Source organism: Streptoverticillium reticulum (assembly GCF_047456005.1).
GTDB lineage: Bacteria > Actinomycetota > Actinomycetes > Streptomycetales > Streptomycetaceae > Streptomyces > Streptomyces reticulum.
The window spans coordinates 7,416,461-7,435,796 of sequence record NZ_CP179755.1; the positions used below are offsets into that span (position 1 = coordinate 7,416,461).

Below are 19,336 nucleotides of genomic sequence, written 5' to 3' on the forward strand. Positions count from 1 at the left end.
GGAGGCCAGGTGATCCGCGTCCTCATTGCCGACGACGAGCCTCTCATCCGGGCGGGCATCCGGATGATTCTCACGTCGGCCGACGACATCGAGGTCGTGGCGGAGGCCGCCGACGGGCGGGCGGCCGTGGAGCTGGCCCGCTCGCACCGGGTCGACGTCGCCCTGCTCGACATCCGGATGCCGGTCATGGACGGGCTGACCGCGCTCGCCGAGCTGGGCCGCGCGGTTCCCGGGGTGCGCGCCCTGGTGCTCACCACGTTCGGCGAGCGGGAGAACGTGCTGCGGGCGCTGCGGCAGGGCGGCGCGGGCTTCCTGTTGAAGGACTCCGCGCCGGGCGAGCTGATCGGCGCGGTGCGGGCCGCCGCCGCGGGGGACGCGTATCTGTCCCCCGCGGCCACCCGGCACGTGGCGGACTCCCTGGCGGCCGGCCCGGCCACGGCCCGCGGCGAGGAGGCGCGGCGCCGGATGGAGGTGCTCGGCGAGCGGGAGCGCGAGGTGCTGGCCCTGCTGGGCGAGGGGCTGTCGAACGCCGACGCCGGCCGTCGCCTCCATATGAGCGAGGCCACGGTGAAGACGTATGTGAGCCGGATTCTCGCCAAGCTCGAGTGCGAGAACCGCGTGCAGGCCGCGCTGCTGGCCCGTGACGCCGGGCTCGGCATCTGACCCGGCATCCGGCTCGGATTCTGACCGACCCGTCAGCATGACCGGAAGAACTAAGGGTTCCGGCCATATTTGCCATACGTTTACCGCTCGCTTTGCACTTTCCGCCTTCGATCCTTCATCATCATGACCTGGCGTCAGCTCTGACGCCTGCTCAACGTGAGGGCGCGGGGGCCACCTCACACGCCGCAGGCGGCGACCACCCATATCGCCACGCCGCGGTCCCTGCCCCTTTTCCACACCCAAGGCAAAGGCATGCCCGTCCATCAACTCCCGGACCTCATACGGTTCGCCCGTCACAACTCCCCGTACTACGCCGCTCTCTATGCGTCACTTCCGCCCGGCGCGGAGCGCCTGACCGACCTCCCCGTCATCGACCAGGGAGAGTTCTGGCAGGCCAACACCCTCGAGAACAACCGCGTGCTCACCGAACCGCTGAAGGAAGCGGTCGTCTTCAAGACCGGCGGCACCAGCGGCGCACCGAAGTTCTCCTGCTACACCCGCGAGGAGTGGCAGGAGTTCGTCACGGCCTTCGGCCACGGCATGACCGAAGCGGGCCTGCGACCCGGGCACCGGGTCGCCGACCTCTTCTACGCCGGCGAGCTCTACGCCAGCTTCCTCTTCATCCTCGACTCGCTCGCGAACGCCCCGGTCGCCAACGTCCGGCTGCCCATCGGCGGAGCCGCACCGCTGGAGTCGACGGTCACCACCCTGCAGGACTTCGCCGTCCAGGTCGTGGCGGGCACCCCGACCACCCTGTGCCGGCTCGCCGACCATCTCGTCTCCACGGGCACGCAGTTGCCCTCCATGGAGCTGGTCCTGTTCGGCGGCGAGGCCCTCTTCGACGACCAGCGCCGCCTGCTGGCCGCCGCCTTCCCCAACGCCGAGGCCCGCTCGCTCGGTTACGCCAGCGTGGACGCCGGACTGCTCGGCTGCCCCGTCCCCGGCCCCGACGCCCGGGTGCACCGCGCCTTCACCCCGCACTCCGTCGTCGAGATCCTCGACGAGACCACCGGGGAGCCGATCACCGAGGCCGGACGGCCCGGACGCGTCGTCGTCACCAGCCTGTTCCGCCGGCTCATGCCCATCATCCGCTACCCCGCGGGCGACCGCGCCGAGTGGACCGACCCCGAGGCCGGCCACTTCCGCATCCTCGGCCGCGCCGACGAGGGCGTGCGCGTCGGCCCCGTCTCCCTGTACTCGCAGGACGCCCAGGACGCCGTCGGCCAGGCCGACACCGACGGCCGCATCACCGGCATGCAACTGGTCGTGCGCCGCTGGGACGGCCGCGACGGACTCGTCCTGCGCCTGGCCACCGCCCCCGGCGACGACGACCCGGCCGAACTCGAGGTCCTCGCCAAGGCCGTGGTGACCGGGCTGGAGGACGCCCGGCCGCTGTACCCCGACAGCGTGCGCACCGGCTTCGTGCACCCCCTGGCCGTCGAGTGGGTCCACCACCGCGACCTGGTGGTCAACACCCGCTCCGGCAAGCTCGTGCGCGTCGTGGACGAGAGGCCGACCGCATGACCGCCGAGACCGTCACCACTGGCCGCCGACGGCCGCTCGTGCTGCGCAACCGCGCCTTCGGGGCCGTCTGGCTGGGCCAGGTCCTGACCCAGGCCGCCGTCCGCATGTTCCAGGTCGGCGTCTCCTGGTGGCTCGTCGCCTACGCCGTCTCCGGCGGACGCGGCCTCGCCTCCGGCCTGTTCATGGCCGTCAGCACCCTGCCCGCCGTGGCCCTGGCCCCCGTCGTCGCCCGGGCGATCGCCCGCTGCGCGCACCGCTCGGTGCTGCGCACCGCGGCCGCCGGAGCCGGAACGGCCGCAGCCGCCCTGGCCGTCTGGGCCGGTACGGCCGGCCTGCCGCTCGCGGCCGCCTACGCGGCGACCCTGGCCCTGTCCACCTGCCAGGCGTTCTTCGACCCCTGCCTGACGACCTCGGTGCCCGAACTCGTCGACGACGAGGACATCGAGGCCGCCACCGGATTCGAGCTGTCCACCCAGTCGCTCGCCAGCCTCGGCGGCGCGCTGCTCGGTGCCCTGATCGTCGACCGGGCCGGCATCGCCGGGCTGGCCGTCGGCTGCGCCGTCGCCTACGCGACCGCCGCCCTGCTCGTCACCAGCGCCCGCTTCCGGCCGCTCGCGGCCGACGGCGAGGCCGGCGAAGCGGACGGGGGGCAGCGCACGTTGCGCAGCATCCTGTCCGGCCTGCCGTTCGTGCGGAGGATCCTGGTCTGCTTCACCGCGGCCAACCTCTTCACCACCGCGGTCTTCGTAGTCATCCCGCTCTACACCAAGTCCGTGCTCCACAACGGCGGCAGCACCGTGGCCCTGCTGGAGGCCTCGCTCGGCACGGGCACGCTGATCGGCTCGTTCACCGGTGCCCGGGTGCCGGGCAGGCCCACGGCCGTCGGCGCGTCCTGCCTCGGCCTGATGGCCGCCGCACTCGCCCTGCCCGGTCTCGTCGCCTCGCAACTCGCCTTCGCGGGCGGCCTGGTGGTGGCCGGCTGGTGCGTGGGCGTCATCGGGGTGCGCTTCGTGGCCCTGTTCCAGCGGCTCGTCCCCGCCGCGGACAAGCCGGGCTTCTTCGCCGTCATGCAGGCCGTGCTCGGCGCGACCTTCCCCGTCGCCTCCCTGCTCTTCGGACTGCTGGGCGACGCCCTGTCGGCGCGGACGCTGTGCCTGGTCCAGGCGGCCGGCATCCTGCCCGTCGCCTGCATGCTGGCCCTGCTCGGCGACCCCGCCCCGGCCGCGTCCGAGGAGTCCGAGGAACCCGCGGAGGCCATGGATTCCATGGATTCCATGGAAGACACTGACCCGGCGCTCGCTGGCACCGCGGGAGGGGAGCGATGACCGCCGCGATCAGTCGCGCGGGCTGCGCCGACATCGCCGACCTGCGCCAGCTCTACTATGCCGTCTACGGGCCCCACTACCCCACGGCACTGGGCACCGACCCGGCCGAGATGACCCGGCTCATCGGGGACCCGCACACCCTCTGGCTCGTCGCCCGCTGCGCGACGACCGGCGTTCTCGTCGGCTCCGCCGCCATCCACAGCGAGCCCGGCAGCCGCATCGGCCGCCTCGAAGGGCTCGCCGTGCACCCCGACCACCGGGCGGGCGGCCTCGCCGGAGCGCTCACCGAGGCACTGTGCGCGCAGATGCTCGACCAGGGCCGGCTGGACTCGGTCTACGCGACCGTCCGCACCGTCATCGCCGGACCGCAGCGCGTCGTCTCGCGCAACGGCTTCCGGCCCATGGGCATCCTGCCCAACGCCGTGGACCTCGACTCCCGCGAGAGCTTGGCACTCTACGCGCGTTACTCGCAGGGCGTGCTGGACCGCCGCATCCCCGTCCCCGAAGTGCCCGCCCCGCTGGCCCCGCTGCTGCGCAACGTCGAGCGCAGCCTGGGCGTCAGCTACGCGGGCACCCGGGCCACCGCCCCCGTCCCCGCGCCGCCCCGGCCCGCGGCGGCGCGGCTGGAGATGATCGAGGCGCCCGCCTTCGTGCGCCGCCGCTTCCGCGAGCGCTTCCCCGACAGCGCCCAGTGGTTCTACCCGCTGCACACGCCCAACGTGCTGCTGATGCCCGACGACGGCGGCTTCGAGGTCTACGCCTACCTCAACCGCACCGGACGCTACTGCGCCCTGGTGGCCGCCCACCCCGAACCGGCCGCCGCGGCCGCCTGGCTGGAGCCGCTCACGCAGACCCTCACCCGCGCCGGCGCGGGCTACGTCGAGGCACTCGTGCCGCTCGACCACCACCGCGCGATCTCCGCGTTCCTGCACCAGGGCTTCATCCCCAGCGCCCTCTACCCGGCCATGCGCCCGGAGGGCGACGGATTCCACGACTACGTGGTGATGTCCCGCACCGCCGAACAGATCGACTTCCGCGGCGTGGTCGTCGACGCACCGCTCCAGCCCTACCTGGACTCCTACTTGTCGGCCTGGGCGTCGACCTACCTGCCCACACTCGAGGTTGCCCCGTGAACCCCCATCTCGCCCCGATCGGCGTCCCCGACCCCGACCTGCTGTCCCACGTGCAGCAGCTGTGCGACCTGACCGACCCGTATGCCTGCGGCCCCGCCGAGGACGAACTGTTCGCCGCCGCCATGGCGGAGACCAACGCCTGGCACCGCGAACGGTCCGCGTTCTTCGGCGCGTTGTACGACAGCACGGAAGACGACGGCGCACCGTTCCGCGCACCCCTGGTGCACGCGAACTTCTTCAAGCGCCACGAAGTGCTCTCCATCCCGCGCGACGAGGTCGACCTGCACCTGACCTCCTCCGGCACCACCGGCCAGAAGTCGCAGATGTTCTTCGACCGGTGGACCATCCGCTCCGCCCAGCGCATGGTCGCCCGCATCTTCGAGCACAACGGCTGGATCACCCCCGAGCAGGAGGTCAACTACCTGCTCTACAGCTACGAGCCCGCCCGCGACCTGAAGCTCGGCACCTCCTTCACCGACAACTACCTGTGCGACTTTGCACCGGCCCGGCACGTCGAACACGCCCTGCGCCACACCGGCAACGGCCACGAGTTCGACCCCTTCGGCTGCATCGCCGCCCTGCAGCGCTACGCCCAGGACGACGCACCCGTGCGCATCCTCGGCTTCCCCGCGTTCCTCTTCTTCACCCTGGAGCGCATGCGCGCCCTGGGCATGCCGCCCCTGACCCTGCCCGAGGGCTCCCTGGTGATCCTCGGCGGCGGCTGGAAGGGCCACGCCGACCGGCAGGTCGGCAAGGACGAGCTCTACGCCCGCGTCACCGAACAACTGGGCATCCCCTCCGAGCGGATCCGCGACACCTTCGGCTCCGTCGAGCACTGCATCCCGTACATCGAGTGCGACCACCACCGGCTGCACGCCCCCGTGTGGTCACGGGTGTTCATCCGCTCCACCCGCACCCTCGAACCGCTGCCGTACGGCGAGACCGGCTACCTGCACCTCGTCTCGCCGTACATCACCTCCGTACCGGCGCAGAGCGTCCTGATGGGGGACCTCGCCTCCCTGCACCCCGGCGAGGAGTGCGGCTGCGCGCTGGACACGCCGTGGTTCACCATCCACGGCCGCGCCGGAGTGAGCCGCAACCGCAGCTGCGCGGTGGCCGCCGCCGAACTGATGAAGGGCATGTCGTGACCGTCGAGAACCCGCAACACCACTACTGGCAGGGCGCGTTCGTCGACGACGCCGAGGCCGGCCGCCGCCTCGCCGCCCTGCCCGCCGCCGTCGAGGCCGCGCTGGCCACGCCGCTGGAGACCGAGACGCTCCTGGCCGCCTGCGACGCCCTGGGCGCCGCCCTGCGCGACTCCGCCCACCCGGTGCACGCCCGCCTCGCCGCACACCTGCCCGAGGGCGAGGACGTGTCCGTCCTCGCCGAACTCGGCGCGTTCTTCAGCCGGGAGGAGCTCACCCGCAAGCTCCGCTGCGAACTCGGCGGCACCGCCCCGCAGCGGCTGGGCCGTCCCGACGCCAAGGAGACCGTCTACGAGGCCTGGGCCCCGGTCGGCCTCGTCGCCCACATCGCCCCCGGCAACGCCGTCACCGTCGCACCCCTCAGCGTCGTCGAGGGACTGCTCGCCGGGAACGTCAACGTCCTCAAGACGAGCAGCGCCGACACCCTCCTCGCCCAGCACCTGCTGGCCGAACTCGCCGCGCTCGACCCGACCGGGGCCGTCGCCGAGCGTGTGATCGTGCTGCGCTTCCCCTCCTCCCGCCAGGACTGGCTGGGCCTGATGTGCGCGCCCGCCGACGCCGTCGCGGTGTGGGGCGGCGAGGCCGCCGTCGAGGGCGTGGCCGCCCATGTGCCGCCCGGCTGCCGCCTGGTGGAGTGGGGCCACAAGATCTCCTTCGCCTACCTGACGCGCGACGCCGCACAGGACGCGACCGTGCTGGACGCCCTCGCCTCGGACGTCTGCCTGCACGAACAGCAGGCCTGCTCCAGCCCGCAGGTGGTCTACCTCGACACCGAGGACCACGACGAGGTCTTCGCCTTCGCCGAGCGCCTCGCCGCCGTCCTGGCCGGCATGCCCGCGCCGGTGCGGCAGGACGAGCCCGGACCCGCCGAGGAGGCCGAGCTCACCACCACCGAGCTCATGGCCCGCCTGGAGGAACACCTGGGCCTGACCCGGGTCTTCGCCGCCCCCGACGGCTCCTGCCGCGTCCTCGCCGACACCCGGGCCGCGCTCACCGCCTCCCCGCTGCACCGCAGCGTGTGGGTCAAGCCGCTGCCCCGCAAGCAGCTGATCGCCACCCTGCGCCCGATGCGCCGCTACCTGCAGACCGCGGGCATCGCGGGCGGCACCGCGGACGTCGCGGAGCTCTCGCGCACCGCCCTGGCCGCGGGCGTCACCCGCGTCACCCCGGTCGGCGGGATGCTGGGCAGTTACCCCGGCGAACCGCACGACGGCGTCTACGCCCTCCAGCGCTACAGCCGCCGCGTCGCCGTCCAGGCCGACGCGCGCTTCACCACCACCGCCTGCCTCGACGACCTGGCCCGCACCGCGGAATTCCCGCCGCCCACCGGCCCGTTGCTCGACAAGGCCGCCGTACAGGAGCTCAACCGCCAGGTCGACGAGCGCGACGCCGAGCTGTACTTCCGCAGCGGCGGCAGCACGGGTACCCCCGCTCTGTCGCTCTTCAGCTACGACGATTACGACACCCAGATGCACGCCGCCGCCCGCGGCCTGCTCGCCGCCGGCTACGACCCGAAGCACGACCGCACCGCCAACCTCTTCTACTGCGGTGGCATGTACGGCGGCTTCATCAGCTTCTTCTCCATCCTGGAACGCCTGGGCGGCGTCCAGATGCCGATGGCCGCGGGCCCCGACCACCGGGCCACGGCCGAGATGCTGGTGGAGTACGAGGTCGACACCCTCTTCGGCATGCCCTCCTACCTGTGGCAGCTGCTGCACGAGCAGGCCGACCTGCTGCGCGCGTACGGCGGCATCCGCAAGATCTTCTACGGTGGCGAGCACTTCACCGAGGAACAGCGGCGCACTCTGACCGAGACGTTCGGCATCGAGTGCATCCGCTCCATCACCTACGGCAGCACCGACCTGGGCCCGCTGGGCTACCAGTGCACCGGGAGCAGCGGCAGCGTCCACCACCTGCACGCCGACCTGCACACGCTGGAGATCCTCCACCCCGAGGAGGACCGTCCGGTGGAGCCGGGCGAGACGGGCCGCCTGGTCTTCACCACCCGCGCCCGCCGCGGCCAGAACCTGGACCGCTACGTCATCGGCGACCTCGGCCGCGCCGTGACCGGCCCCTGCCCCTGCGGCAGCCGGTCCCCGCGCTTCGAACTGCTGGGCAGGCTGGGCGACGTGATGCGGGTGGCGACGTACTTCCTCAACCACCGCCGCTTCGTGGCGATCGCGGAGGAGGACTGCCGCTACCGCGGCGAGCTGCAGGTCGTACTGTCCAACGACGGCACCCGCGAGCGCCTGACCGTCCGCGTGGAGACCACGGGCGGTGCGGAACCGGCCGCGGTGCGGGGCGCCCTGCTGGCGGGCTATGCCGAGCTGCGTACGGCGGTGGAGGAGCGGCTGCTCGACCTGGCCGTCGAGGCGGTGGACGGTGCGGAGTTCGTTCGCACGGCGACGAGCGGGAAGCTGAGGGCGGTGGTGGACGAGCGCCGCTAGGGGGGTGCGCCCCGTCAGGGCGCGGGGCTGTATCGATATGCGGCTCCGCCGCGTGGGCGCACAGCACTATGGCGCCCCGTCAGGGGCGCGGGGAACTGCGCGATCAGCCACCGACGGCCTGCAGCCGACGCACCACCCAAGGGGTCCGGGGCGCAGCCCCGGGAACGTCGGCTGCGGGAGCGTCGTGGCTGGTCGCGCAGTTCCCCGCGCCCCTTACGGGGCGCACGCTCTAGGCCACCCGCCGGGCCAGTACCTGGCCCGGCCACGCGTCGACCAGGAACCGGTCGGCGGAGGTGAACCCGTTGCGCTCGTAGAACGCGACCAGTTCACCCCCGCCGCCCGCCCAGCAGTCCACCCGCAGCAGCTCCACACCGGCCCGCCGGGTCTCCTCGGCGGCGTGCGCCAGCAGCGCCGCCCCGATGCCGAGGCCGGCGTGCCGCCGGTCGGAGACCAACAGCCGGACGTACCGCTCGGGTTCCCCGGCGGGCGCGATCGGCATCTGCGGACTGGGCCCGGAGTCCAGCACCAGGGCCCCGACGGGCGTGCCGTCCGACTCCGCGATGTACGGGACGTTCTCGGTCATGTACCGCTCGACCCGCGCCACCCCGCCGGGCTTCTGCGAATACGGAGTGGTGCCCCACTGCTCGGTGTTGCCCCGCGCGTTCATCCAGGCCACGGCAGAGTCGAGCATGTCCAGGACGGCCGGTGCGTCGGCGGGGCCGCCGGGGCGGATGTGTATGTCGTTCATGGCGGAAGCCTAGGCACTACCGCGCCCCGAACGTGCGCCGGGCGAGTTCGGCACCGGCGCCGCAGGGAGCGAGACGACCATCGTCAGACCGCCGCCCGGGGTGTCCTCGGGGCTCAGCGTGCCGCCCATCGCCTCCGTCAGCCCCCGGGACAGGGCGAGTCCCAGCCCGAGTCCCGTCGTGTTGTCCGTGTCGCCCAGGCGCTGGAACGGTGCGAACGCCCGCTCCCGGTCCTGCTGGCGGATGCCGGGCCCCCGGTCGATGACGCGCAGTTCGACCCGCGAGGCGAGGACGCTGGCCGCGACGGTGACCGGGCGCCCGGCGGGCGAGTGCCGGGCCGCGTTGGCCACCAGGTTGGCGATCACCCGCTCCAGCAGCGGCGGATCGGCCAGCACGGCGGGCGCGTCCGCCACGTCCTGCACGGCGACGGGGTCGGCCGGGGCCTCGGGCAGGCTGTCCAGTGCCAGGGGGAGTATCTCGGCGAGGGCGGTGGGCTGCAGGTGCAGGGTCAGGGCGCCGGCCTGGATGCGGCTCATGTCCAGCAGGTTGTCGACCAGCCGGTTGAGCTTGGCCAGCGACTCCTCGGCGGTGGCCAGGAGTTCCTCGCGGTCCTCCTCCGAGAAGCTGACGTCACGGCTGCGCAGGGAGCTGACGGCGGCCCAGCCGCCGGCCAGCGGGGTGCGCAGGTCGTGGCTGACGGCGGCGAGCAGGGCGGTGCGCATGCGGTCGGCGGCCTTGACCGGTTCGATCTCGGCCGCCGCCTCGGCGAGCCGGGCCCGTTCCACGGCGGCCGTCAGGTGGGCGGCGAAGGCGGTGAGGACGCGGTGTTCGGTGGCGGGCAACGGGCGGCCGCGCAGGACGAGTTCGCTGTCGGCTCCTATGGGGACGGCGATCCCGTCCCCGTTCCCCCGGGACGCCGCGGGCCGCACCGCCTCCGACTCGCGGTGGCGCGGGCGCAGTTCGACGGACGCCATGCCGAACGTCTCACGGGTGCGCTCCAGCAGCACGGGGACGTCCAGTTCGCCGCGGAGGATGCCGCCGGCGAGCGAGGAGAGGGTCTCGGCCTCGGCCGTGGCGCTCGCCGCCCTGCGGCTCAGCCGCTGCGAACCGTCCACGACGGTCGCCACGGTGACGGCTACGAGTGCGAAGACGACGAGCGCGAGGATGTTGTTGGCCTCGTAGACGGTGAAGCGGCCGATGGGCGGGATGAACGTGTAGTTGAGCAGCAGCGACGCCGTCAGCGAGGCCAGCAGCGCGGAGATCACCCCGCCGATGCAGGCCACTCCGACGACGGCCAGCAGGAACAGCAGCGTCTCGCTGGTCAGGTTGAGGTCGAGCGGGCCGGCGACCGCGCGCAGCAGCAGGGTCAGCAGGACGGGCAGGACGAATCCGGCCACCGGGCCCGCGATCCGGCGGGTGCGCGACAGCCCGCTGCCGGGGACGGGCAAGGCGCGTCCCCGGCCGGCCCGTTCGTGGGTGACCATGTGGACGTCGATGTCGCCCGAGCCCTCGACCACGGAGTCGCCGACGCCCTGCGAGGTGAGCCAGCGCAGCAGCCGGCCGCGGCGGCTGACGCCGACGACGAGCTGGGTGGCGTTCTCGGCCCGGGCGAAGGCGAGCAGCGCCGCGGGCACATGGTCCCCGACGACGGTGTGGTAGCTGCCGCCCAGGGTCTCGACGAGCTGCCGCTGCCGGGCCAGGGCCGCCGGCGAGGCGCCGACCAGCCCGTCGCTGCGGGCGACATGGACGGCCAGCAGGTCGCCGCCCGCGGAACGGGCCGCGATCCGGGCCGCACGCCGGATGAGGGTCTCGCCCTCCGGGCCCCCGGTGAGGGCGACCACCACGCGCTCGCGGGTCTCCCACACGCCGCCTATGCCGTGGTCGGCACGGTAGCGCTGCAGCGTCTCGTCGACGCGCTCGGCGAGCCACAGCAGCGCCAACTCCCGCAGGGCGGTGAGATTGCCGACGCGGAAGTAGTGCGAGAGCGCCGCGTCGATCTTCTCCGGCGCGTAGATGTTGCCGTGCGCCATGCGGCGGCGCAGGGCCTCCGGGGGCATGTCGACGAGTTCGATCTGGTGGGCGCGGCGCACGACCTCGTCGGGAACGGTCTCGCGCTGCGGCACGTCGGTGATCTTCTCGACGACGTCGTTGAGCGACTCCAGGTGCTGGATGTTCACGGTGGTGACGACGTCGATGCCGGCGGCGAGCAGTTCCTCGACGTCCTGCCAGCGCTTGGTGTTGCGCACGCCGGGCGCGTTGGTGTGCGGCAGCTCGTCGATCAGCACCACGTCCGGGCGGCGCGCGAGGACCGCGTCGAGATCGAGTTCGGTGACCTCCATGCCCCGGTAGCTGCGCCGCTGCCGGGGCACGACCTCCAGTCCCTCCAGCATCTTCTCGGTGTGCGGCCGCCGATGGCACTCGGCGAAGCCCACCACGACATCGGTGCCGCGCTCGGCACGGCGCCGCCCCTCGTCCAGCATCCGGTAGGTCTTGCCGACCCCGGGGGCGGCGCCGAGATAGACCTTGAGTCTGCCGGGAGGCCTGCGCCGTTCCCGGGGAGGCGCGCTGACCTGGGCCATGAGGTGCTCCTTCCTGGAATGGTCCACACCTCATCGTCGGGCCGGGGGACACCGATCGCGGTACTGGAAGGCGACATTGACGCATTCCTGACCCTTGATCATTTGGGTTCTTCGTCACACTCCCCGGCCTTCGGGGCCGGGGCGAGTGATCCCTTGGGGGTGCGATGTGTTGTCCGGTCGCAGGTACCGGCTTGGGCTGACAGCCGAACAAGCAGCGCAAGGCGAGGAGTTCGCGGCCGTCTGCCGAGCGGTGTGGAACACCGGTCCGGAGCAGTAACCTGCGGGCCGGGCAACCGGCCGGATTCCCCCCCAGAAGGGAGACCTCGCCCTTCAGGGCGGGGGACGCCAAAATTCGCACGTGACAACCCTGACCGCCACCCTGCTCCTCGTCGGATTCGCCACCCTCGTCGCCACCGGTGCCCGCCACTGGCGGATCCCCGCCCCCTCGTTGCTGGTGGTGGGCGGGGTGCTGATGGGACTGCTGCCGTGGATACCCGACGTCCGGGTCTCCCCGGACGTGATCAGTGTGGCGGTGCTCCCGCCGTTGCTGTACGCCTCGGCGGAGGAGATTCCCTGGCGCGAACTGCGCCGGGTGTGGCGGCCGGTGACCGTCCTGGCCTTCGGCCTGGTGCTGGTCACCGCGGCGGCGGTCGGGGCGGTGGCCGCCGCGATCACCCCGCTGCCGGGCACGATGGCGTTCGTCCTGGGCGCGATCCTGGCCAGTACGGACCCGGTGGCGGTGACCGCGCTGGGCCGGCGGCTGTCGCTGCCGCCGCGCGTCCAGGTGCTGGTGCAGGCGGAGAGCCTCTTCAACGACGCGACGTCGCTGGTGCTGTTCAAGGTCGCGGTCACCACGGCGGTGGCCGCGAGCGCGGTCTCGCTCCCGGCCGCGGGCGGCCGGTTCCTGGTCCTGGGCGGCGGGGGCGCCCTGGTGGGGGCCGCGGTCGCGGGAGCGGCGGCCGTGATCCGGCGGCGTACGGAGGATCCGGTGCTGGAGACGGTCGTCGCGCTCGTCACGCCCTATGCCGGGTACGTCCTGGCGGAGGACCTGCACACCTCGGGCGTCACCTCGGTCGTGATCGCCGGTGTGCTGCTCGGCAGCACGGGCCACACCCTGACCAGCGGGTCCGTCCGGCTCCAGGTCCAGGCCGTCTACGGCACGGTGGTCTTCCTCCTGGAGAGCGTCGTCTTCGCGCTGATCGGGCTGCAACTGCCCACGCTCGTCCGGGCGCTCGGCCCGAGCCGGCACCACTGGCTGCCCGGGGTGCTGGCCGTGGCCGCCACGGTGATCGCGGTGCGGCTGCTGGGGGTGCTGCCGCTGTCCGTGGTGATGCAGCGCCGGCGCGGCGACGGCCCGGTGTCCTGGCGGATCCCCGCGGTGGTGTCGTGGGCGGGGACGCGCGGGGTGATGCCGCTGGCCGCGGCGCTGTCGGTGCCGCTCGCCACGGACGCGGGGGAGGCGCTGCCGCACCGGTCGCTGATCCTGGTGCTCACCACGGGGGTGGTGGCGTTCACGCTGATCCTGCAGGGCTTCACGCTGGCGCCGGTGGTGCGGTGGTCGGGCATCGCCCTGCAGCCGGAGCACACGGCCCGCGAGGAGGCCCGGGCCCGGGCGGCGCTCGCGGAGGCGGGGCTGGGGTGTCTGGAGGAGATGGAGCAGCTGGAGGCGGCGCCGTCCATCGTCATCGACCAGCTGCGGCGGGGGCTGCTGGCGCGGCTGGACCAGGCGGACGCGGACCAGGGGGAGGCGGCGTCGGCCGTATCGGCCGCGGACTACCGGGAGTTGCGCCGTACGGTCATCGCGGCGGAGTCCGCGGAACTGGCACGGCTGTATGCGGACAACCGCATAGGCGAGACGACGCGGCGGCGCCTGCAGCGGGTGCTGGACCTGGAGGAGGCGGGCCTCGGCGAATGAGACGGAAGGAACAATTCCGGTGCGCCGGGCGCTCTACAGGGTGAAGGAGAACACAACTGTGGGGGAAACCATGTCCGCCAAGTCCGTGAACCGAACCCTCAAGCGCACCGCCGCCGCCCTCGCCCTCCTGCTCACGCTGTCCGCCCCCGCCACCGCGTTCGCCGCGGAGGCGCCGTCGCCGCCCGTCCGCGCGGGCAGCAGCGACTCGGCCCAGGACCGCGTGGCGGCCTTCTACAGCGCCTACATAGACGCCCGCTCCGGCGAACCCGACACCTCGCTCGCCAACGCCCTGCGCGCCCACTACCTCACCAAGGAGTTCCGCATCCGCCTGGATGCGTGGGAGCACAGCAACCACGTGGACGGCGTCCTGCGGGCGCAGAACACGCCGCGCGCGTGGCAGGTCTCCTACGACAACAGCGGTGCGGGGCACACGTGGACGCGGGTGCGGCTCACCTGGGGCGACGACCAGCACCCGACGTACACGTACCTGTCGGTGCAGTCGGACCTGAGCACCAAGCTCATATCCGACATCAAGACGGAGGACCCGGCGAAGAGTTGAGCGGAGAGCTCGGCGGGGCCGGGCTCCCTATGCTGGCCGCATGACCGAGACGCACACCTATGACGTAGCGATCGAATGGACCGGCAACCTCGGTTCAGGAACGGACGGATACCGGTCCTTCAGCCGCGCCCACGAGGTGCTGGCCGAGGGGAAGGCACCCATCGCCGCCTCCTCCGACCCGGCCTTCCGCGGTGACCCGGCCCGCTGGAACCCCGAGGAACTGCTGGTCGCCTCCGTCGCCCAGTGCCACATGCTCTGGTACCTCCACCTCTGCGCCGTCGGCGGGGTGACCGTCGTCGACTACGAGGACCGCGCCCACGGGGTCATGACCATGGACGCGAGCGGCGGGGGAGGGCAGATCACCGAGGTCGTCCTGCGTCCCGAGGTGACCGTCGCCGATGCGTCGATGTCGGACAAGGCCCGCGCACTGCACGGCGACGTGCACGCGGTCTGCTTCATCGCCCGCTCGGTGAACTTCCCCGTCCGGCACGAGCCGGTCGTCCGCGTCCAGTGAGGAAGACCCGGAGCGGCGTCAGACGTTGACGCCGAAGTCCTGGGCGATGCCGGCCAGCCCCGAGGCGTAACCCTGCCCGATCGCCCGGAACTTCCACTCGGCCCCGTGCCGGTACACCTCGCCGAAGACCATCGCGGTCTCGGTGGAGGCGTCCTCCGTCAGGTCGTAACGGGCGATCTCCCGCCCGTCGGCCTGGTTGACCACGCGGATGAACGCGTTGCGCACCTGACCGAAGCTCTGCCCGCGCTGCTCGGCGTCGTAGATGGACACCGGGAAGACGATCCGCGCCGCCTGCGCGGGGACGCCGGCCAGGTCCACCTGGATCTGCTCGTCGTCACCGTCGCCGCCGCCCGTGAGGTTGTCGCCGGAGTGCCGGACCGAACCCTCGGGGCTGCCGAGGTTGTTGAAGAAGACGAAGTGCTGGTCGGAGAGGACCCTGCCGGACACGTCGCAGAGCAGGGCGGAGGCGTCGAGGTCGTAGTCCGCTCCCGTGGTGGTGCGGACGTCCCAGCCCAGACCGACCGTCACCGCGGTCAGGCCCGGGGCCTCCTTGCTCAGCGAGACGTTGCCGCCCTTGGACAGGGTCACGGCCATGGGGTCCTCCGTGCGTGATGCAGTGGGTGTGCTGTCGTCAGGCAGGACGCACGGGCGGGCCTCAGGGTTCCCCGCTTGCGCAATACATGAAGTGTTGACCGGGCAGTCAGTCCCCGGCGGCCTGCGCCGCCTTGCCGAACGCATCGGTGAACGCCGCGCAGAAGGCCTTCAGATCGGCCGGCCTGCGACTGGTGACCAGCGCATTGGGGCCGTTCGTGCAGAGCGCGACCTGCTCGTCCACCCACGTTCCGCCCGCGTTGCGCACGTCGGTCCGCAGACTGGGCCACGAGGTGAGGGTGCGGCCGCGCACCGCGTCGGCCTCGATCAGCGTCCACGGGGCGTGGCAGATCGCGGCGACCGGTTTCCCCGCGTCGAAGAATCCCTTCACGAACTCCACGGCCCGCCGGTCCATGCGCAGCGCATCGGGATTCGCGACGCCGCCGGGCAGGACCAGCCCGTCGAAATCGTCGACGCGGGCCTCGTCCAACGTCACGTCCACGGGAAAGGTGTCGGCCCGGTCCAGGTGATGGAAGGCCTGGATCCGGCCGCCGCGGGTGGAGACCAGCCGGGGTTTGTCGCCGTGGTCGAGAGCGGCCTGCCAGGGCTCGGTGAGTTCGATCTGCTCGACACCGACCGGTGCCGCGAGAAATGCGATCTGCATGGGTGCCGTCCTTCGCGTCCTTCGCCGTCATTCGCTGCTCCTCGCCGTCCTTCACCCGTACGGCCGTCCACGGCCTCATCTGCGCCGCCCGTAGCGGTACAGCGCCCAGCCGGGCAGCCCGAACCAGCACAGCACCAGCCACGCGACGAGCCCGCCCACCAGCCAGGGGACGGCGCCGTTGTGCAGGGCGATGCGCAGGATCAGCAGCAGGGCCGAGATGACCGTGGCCAGCAGCAGGACGATGCCGGCCAGGGTGAGCCGGGCGGCCCAGGCGACGGTCTGCGGCTTGATGCGCCGCCCGCTGACGATCCGGTGGAACGAGACCGGGCCGATCAGCGCCCCCGTGGTGGCCGCGCCCAGCACCACCGTGACCACGTAGACGGTGCGGTCGGTGGCATCCAGCGAGGCGAAGCGCGGGGTGAAGACGACCGTCAGCAGGAAGCCGAAGAGGATCTGCACCCCGGTCTGCGCGACCCGCACCTCCTGGAGCAGCTCGCCCCAGCGCCGGTCCGCGCGCTCCTCGGGCGATTCGCGGCGCCCGACGCGATGCTCTTCGCGCGGTCCTGGAGGCCCGCCGTCCGCTGCCATGCCGTCACTGTGCGGCAGTTTCCGGACGGCCGCGACTGCAGCGGCCCCGCGCGGCCGGCGTTCGCCGCCGCGGAGCGGGGCGGAGGCGGTGCGGCGGCGGGGCGGCGAGCATGGAAAGGGGAACCTGACCTGACGGGGCGCCGGAGCCATCCGCGACCATGGACGACGAACGGGAGTTGACGTGCCATGACACGAAGGAGCCGGAGATGGAGACACCCCGGGCGCCACGGCGCCGCACCCTGCTGCGCATGATCGGCGCCGGCGGAGCCGTGGCGGCGACGGGGGCCATGACGGCGGCCTGCGGCGGCAAGAAGCACAGCGCGGCGGCGGGGGAGACGGGCCGGCCCCCGGCCTCCGGCGACGACACCGTCATGATCATCCGGCATGCGGAGAAGCCCAAGGAGAACGGCAAGAAGCCGCCCTTCGGCATCACCGAGGACGGCGAGCAGAGCGACCACGCCCTCACCGTCCGCGGCTGGCAGCGCGCCGGAGCACTGACCGGCCTCTTCGCCCCGGACGGCGGCACGCCGCTGCGCCAGGGCCTGGTGCGGCCGACCGCCGTCTACGCCGCCTCGCCGCACCACGGCGGGGGAGGCCTGCGGCCCAGCGAGACGGTCACCCCGCTGGCAGCGAAGCTCAAGGTCAAGCCCAATGTCGACCACCGCACGGACGACGAGGCCGCCCTGGCCGAGGAACTCGTCGGGCTGCACGGCGCCACCCTGGTGGCCTGGGAGCACCACCGGATCTCCGCCATCGTCAAGGGCCTGGGCACGATACGGCCCGAGCCGCCGAAGGCCTGGCCCGACGACCGGTTCGACCTGGTCTGGGTCTTCACTCGCAAGGGCGGCGGGGACTGGTCCTTCACCCAGGTGCCCCAACTGCTGCTGGACGGCGACAGCCCGCACCCCGCCTGACCGGAGACCGGTTATCCGGCCCCGTGCAGGGAATATCCCTGCAGAACGGAAAGGGGGCGGATATGGCTGTACTTGTCATCGTCCTGCTGCTGGCCCTGATTCTGGGCGGCGCGGGATTCGTGCTGCACGTGCTGTGGTGGCTCGCCATGGCCGTGCTGGTCGTGTGGTTGCTGGGATTCCTTTTCCGCAGTGTGGGTTCCGGCGGGAAAAGGGGCCGCTGGTATCGCTGGTGAATTCCGGCGACGGCGCCCGGCCGGACGGCGCCCGTATTCCGGGTCGCATTTCCGGCCGGGTGTCCCGGCAGTCTCAGCCGGCCGTTTCCTCGTGACGGTCGCCGGCCCACACGGTGTGGAACGAGCCCTCGCGGTCGGTGCGCCGGTAGGTGTGCGCCCCGAAGAAGTCCCGCTGCCCCTGCGTCAGGGCGGCCGGCAGCCGCTCCGCCCGCAGCGCGTCGTAGTAGGCGAGGGCGGCCGAGAAGCCCGGCGTGGGCACGCCGCGGCGCACCGCGGTGGCGACGACCGCACGCCAGGCGTCCTGCGCCCGGCCGACCTCGTCCGCGAACTCCTTGTCCGCCAGCAGCGTGGGCAGCGCGGGGTCGGCGGCGAACGCGGTGCGGATACGGTCGAGGAAAGCGGCCCGGATGATGCAGCCGCCGCGCCAGATGGCGGCCGTCGACCCGAGGTCGATGTCCCAGCCGTACTCGGTGCTCGCGGAGCTGATCATGTTCCAGCCCTGCGCGTAGGACACCACCTTCGAGGCGTAGAGCGCCTCCTCGACCTGCGCCGCGAACGCCTCCGCCGCATCCGCGGGCAGCGGCTCGCCGCCCGGCCCGGGCAGGGTGCGCGCGGCACGCCGCAGATCGGTGTGCCCGGAGACGGACCGCGCGAAGACGGCCTCGGCGATCCCGGAAACCGGAACCCCGAGGTCCAGCGCGGTCTGCACGGTCCACCGCCCGGTGCCCTTCTGCTCGGCCTCGTCGGCCACCACGTCCACGAACGGCTTCCCGGTGGCCGCGTCGGTGTGGGCGAGCACCTCGGCGGTGATCTCGATCAGGTAGGAGTCCAGTCGCCCGGTGTTCCAGGCCCGGAAGATCTCGGCGATCCGGGCCGGCTCGTAGCCGGCGACCGTGCGCAGCAGGTCGTAGGCCTCGGCGATGAGCTGCATGTCGGCGTACTCGATGCCGTTGTGGACCATCTTGACGAAGTGTCCGGCGGCGTCGGGGCCGATGTGGGTGCAGCAGGGGGTGCCGTCGGGGGCCTTGGCGGCGATGGATTCGAGGAGGGGGCCGAGGGCCTTGTAGGACTCCGCCGATCCGCCGGGCATGATGGACGGCCCGTTGAGGGCACCTTCCTCGCCGCCGGAGATACCGGTGCCGACGAAGTGGATGCCCTTGGCGCGGAGGGCCTTTTCGCGGCGGAGGGTGTCGCGGAAGTGGGCGTTGCCGCCGTCGACGATCATGTCGCCTTCGTCGAGGAGAGGCGTGAATTCGTCGATGACGGCGTCGGTGGGGTCGCCGGCCTTGACCATGATGATGAGGCGGCGGGGCTTCTGGAGTGCGGCGACGAATTCCTCGGCGGTCTCGGCGGGGACGAAGTTCCCCTCGTGGCCGTGTTCGTCAATGAGGGCTGTGGTTCTGGCGGTTGTGCGGTTGTGGACGGCGACGGTGTGGCCGTGGCGGGCGAAGTTGCGGGCGAGATTGCTGCCCATGACGGCGAGGCCGGTGACGCCGATCTGGGCGGTGGGGGTGGTGGCGGGGGTGCCGGGCATGTGGGTCGTGCTCCTGTCGCTCTGGTGTGGTGGCTAGGGATGACGATTTACATGTGACAGCAACTATTGAAAGCTTGAACACCTTTCTCCGGGCACTGGAGGGTGGTGTGATCATCGTCGCACGGGTGCCCGGAGATGTCCGGGTGCGGGCTGGGGGTTGCCTTGGGTCTGTCAGCTCCTTCGCTCGCGATGGGCCTCCGCG

General features: G+C 72.4%; 18 protein-coding genes. 12 read left to right on the forward strand and 6 right to left on the reverse strand.

Going from position 1 to position 19,336, the window contains the following annotated elements; translation table 11 throughout:
- Window positions 1–9: 9 nt before the first annotated feature.
- The 6 genes from ACMATS_RS33800 to ACMATS_RS33825 all read left to right on the forward strand — a co-directional run bounded on the left by ACMATS_RS33800 (window position 10) and on the right by ACMATS_RS33825 (window position 8,297).
- Window positions 10–663 (forward strand): response regulator, encoded by a 654-nt coding sequence (locus ACMATS_RS33800; protein WP_390775576.1) that lies wholly within the window; start codon window positions 10–12, stop codon window positions 661–663.
- 252 nt (window positions 664–915) lie between these two features.
- Complete coding sequence (locus ACMATS_RS33805; protein WP_414170082.1) at window positions 916–2,187, forward strand: phenylacetate--CoA ligase family protein; 1,272 nt, start codon at window positions 916–918, stop codon at window positions 2,185–2,187.
- Window positions 2,184–3,512, forward strand: a complete 1,329-nt coding sequence (locus ACMATS_RS33810; RefSeq protein WP_414170083.1) for an MFS transporter — start codon at window positions 2,184–2,186, stop codon at window positions 3,510–3,512. Before ACMATS_RS33805 ends, ACMATS_RS33810 begins: the two co-directional genes overlap by 4 nt.
- Complete coding sequence (locus tag ACMATS_RS33815; RefSeq protein ID WP_414170084.1) at window positions 3,509–4,645, forward strand: GNAT family N-acetyltransferase; 1,137 nt, start codon at window positions 3,509–3,511, stop codon at window positions 4,643–4,645. Before ACMATS_RS33810 ends, ACMATS_RS33815 begins: the two co-directional genes overlap by 4 nt.
- Window positions 4,642–5,793, forward strand: coding sequence for an acyl-protein synthase (locus ACMATS_RS33820; RefSeq protein ID WP_414170085.1), 1,152 nt, complete (start codon window positions 4,642–4,644; stop codon window positions 5,791–5,793). Before ACMATS_RS33815 ends, ACMATS_RS33820 begins: the two co-directional genes overlap by 4 nt.
- Complete coding sequence (locus ACMATS_RS33825; protein ID WP_414170086.1) at window positions 5,790–8,297, forward strand: acyl-CoA reductase; 2,508 nt, start codon at window positions 5,790–5,792, stop codon at window positions 8,295–8,297. Before ACMATS_RS33820 ends, ACMATS_RS33825 begins: the two co-directional genes overlap by 4 nt.
- A 229-nt stretch (window positions 8,298–8,526) precedes the next feature.
- Here the strand turns inward: ACMATS_RS33825 and ACMATS_RS33830 are convergent, their stop codons facing one another.
- Both ACMATS_RS33830 and ACMATS_RS33835 read right to left on the reverse strand, forming a co-directional pair.
- Complete coding sequence (locus ACMATS_RS33830) at window positions 8,527–9,045, reverse strand: GNAT family N-acetyltransferase (protein WP_414170087.1); 519 nt, start codon at window positions 9,043–9,045, stop codon at window positions 8,527–8,529.
- Window positions 9,046–9,054: 9 nt separating this feature from the next.
- Window positions 9,055–11,622 (reverse strand): ATP-binding protein, encoded by a 2,568-nt coding sequence (locus ACMATS_RS33835; RefSeq protein ID WP_414170088.1) that lies wholly within the window; start codon window positions 11,620–11,622, stop codon window positions 9,055–9,057.
- 166 nt (window positions 11,623–11,788) lie between these two features.
- Between ACMATS_RS33835 and ACMATS_RS33840 the strand changes: the two genes are divergently transcribed.
- The 4 genes from ACMATS_RS33840 (at window position 11,789) to ACMATS_RS33855 (ending at window position 14,610) form a co-directional block, all read left to right on the forward strand.
- Complete coding sequence (locus ACMATS_RS33840) at window positions 11,789–11,899, forward strand: helix-turn-helix domain-containing protein (RefSeq protein ID WP_414170089.1); 111 nt, start codon at window positions 11,789–11,791, stop codon at window positions 11,897–11,899.
- Between the two features lie 81 nt (window positions 11,900–11,980).
- Window positions 11,981–13,537, forward strand: a complete 1,557-nt coding sequence (locus ACMATS_RS33845) for a Na+/H+ antiporter (RefSeq protein ID WP_390775567.1) — start codon at window positions 11,981–11,983, stop codon at window positions 13,535–13,537.
- 70 nt (window positions 13,538–13,607) lie between these two features.
- Entirely contained in the window at window positions 13,608–14,096 is a 489-nt protein-coding gene (locus ACMATS_RS33850; protein ID WP_414170090.1) for a hypothetical protein, read from the forward strand.
- 40 nt (window positions 14,097–14,136) lie between these two features.
- Window positions 14,137–14,610, forward strand: coding sequence for an OsmC family protein (locus tag ACMATS_RS33855; protein ID WP_414170091.1), 474 nt, complete (start codon window positions 14,137–14,139; stop codon window positions 14,608–14,610).
- Window positions 14,611–14,628: 18 nt separating this feature from the next.
- Here the strand turns inward: ACMATS_RS33855 and ACMATS_RS33860 are convergent, their stop codons facing one another.
- From ACMATS_RS33860 to ACMATS_RS33870, 3 genes are all read right to left on the reverse strand, one after another.
- A complete protein-coding gene (locus tag ACMATS_RS33860; RefSeq protein WP_414170092.1) occupies window positions 14,629–15,204 on the reverse strand; it encodes a TerD family protein in 576 nt (191 codons plus the stop codon).
- A gap of 106 nt (window positions 15,205–15,310) precedes the next feature.
- Complete coding sequence (locus tag ACMATS_RS33865; protein WP_390775563.1) at window positions 15,311–15,865, reverse strand: type 1 glutamine amidotransferase domain-containing protein; 555 nt, start codon at window positions 15,863–15,865, stop codon at window positions 15,311–15,313.
- A gap of 75 nt (window positions 15,866–15,940) precedes the next feature.
- A complete protein-coding gene (locus ACMATS_RS33870) occupies window positions 15,941–16,453 on the reverse strand; it encodes a DUF6328 family protein (protein WP_390776149.1) in 513 nt (170 codons plus the stop codon).
- A 206-nt stretch (window positions 16,454–16,659) separates the two neighbouring features.
- On the opposite strand from ACMATS_RS33870, the gene ACMATS_RS33875 reads away from it, so the two are divergent.
- Window positions 16,660–17,367: a hypothetical protein gene (locus ACMATS_RS33875; RefSeq protein WP_390775562.1), complete on the forward strand. Its 708-nt coding sequence runs from the start codon at window positions 16,660–16,662 to the stop codon at window positions 17,365–17,367.
- Window positions 17,368–17,429: 62 nt separating this feature from the next.
- Complete coding sequence (locus ACMATS_RS33880) at window positions 17,430–17,600, forward strand: hydrophobic protein (RefSeq protein ID WP_336410866.1); 171 nt, start codon at window positions 17,430–17,432, stop codon at window positions 17,598–17,600.
- 73 nt (window positions 17,601–17,673) lie between these two features.
- On the opposite strand, the gene gndA is transcribed toward ACMATS_RS33880, so the two are convergent.
- Entirely contained in the window at window positions 17,674–19,134 is a 1,461-nt protein-coding gene (gene gndA / locus ACMATS_RS33885; RefSeq protein ID WP_414170093.1) for an NADP-dependent phosphogluconate dehydrogenase, read from the reverse strand.
- Between the last annotated feature and the right edge of the window lie 202 nt (window positions 19,135–19,336).

Excerpts from the sequence above, each read along its gene's own strand:
- ACMATS_RS33805 (WP_414170082.1), top strand. The coding sequence starts at position 916 with ATGCCCGTCCATCAACTCCCGGACCTCATACGGTTCGCCCGTCACAAC.
- ACMATS_RS33810 (WP_414170083.1), top strand. The coding sequence starts at position 2,184 with ATGACCGCCGAGACCGTCACCACTGGCCGCCGACGGCCGCTCGTGCTG.
- ACMATS_RS33815 (WP_414170084.1), top strand. The coding sequence starts at position 3,509 with ATGACCGCCGCGATCAGTCGCGCGGGCTGCGCCGACATCGCCGACCTG.
- ACMATS_RS33830 (WP_414170087.1), bottom strand. The coding sequence starts at position 9,045 with ATGAACGACATACACATCCGCCCCGGCGGCCCCGCCGACGCACCGGCC.
- ACMATS_RS33835 (WP_414170088.1), bottom strand. The coding sequence starts at position 11,622 with ATGGCCCAGGTCAGCGCGCCTCCCCGGGAACGGCGCAGGCCTCCCGGC.
- ACMATS_RS33850 (WP_414170090.1), top strand. The coding sequence starts at position 13,608 with ATGTCCGCCAAGTCCGTGAACCGAACCCTCAAGCGCACCGCCGCCGCC.
- ACMATS_RS33855 (WP_414170091.1), top strand. The coding sequence starts at position 14,137 with ATGACCGAGACGCACACCTATGACGTAGCGATCGAATGGACCGGCAAC.
- ACMATS_RS33860 (WP_414170092.1), bottom strand. The coding sequence starts at position 15,204 with ATGGCCGTGACCCTGTCCAAGGGCGGCAACGTCTCGCTGAGCAAGGAG.
- ACMATS_RS33865 (WP_390775563.1), bottom strand. The coding sequence starts at position 15,865 with ATGCAGATCGCATTTCTCGCGGCACCGGTCGGTGTCGAGCAGATCGAA.
- ACMATS_RS33870 (WP_390776149.1), bottom strand. The coding sequence starts at position 16,453 with ATGGCAGCGGACGGCGGGCCTCCAGGACCGCGCGAAGAGCATCGCGTC.
- ACMATS_RS33875 (WP_390775562.1), top strand. The coding sequence starts at position 16,660 with ATGGAGACACCCCGGGCGCCACGGCGCCGCACCCTGCTGCGCATGATC.
- ACMATS_RS33880 (WP_336410866.1), top strand. The coding sequence starts at position 17,430 with ATGGCTGTACTTGTCATCGTCCTGCTGCTGGCCCTGATTCTGGGCGGC.
- gndA (WP_414170093.1), bottom strand. The coding sequence starts at position 19,134 with ATGCCCGGCACCCCCGCCACCACCCCCACCGCCCAGATCGGCGTCACC.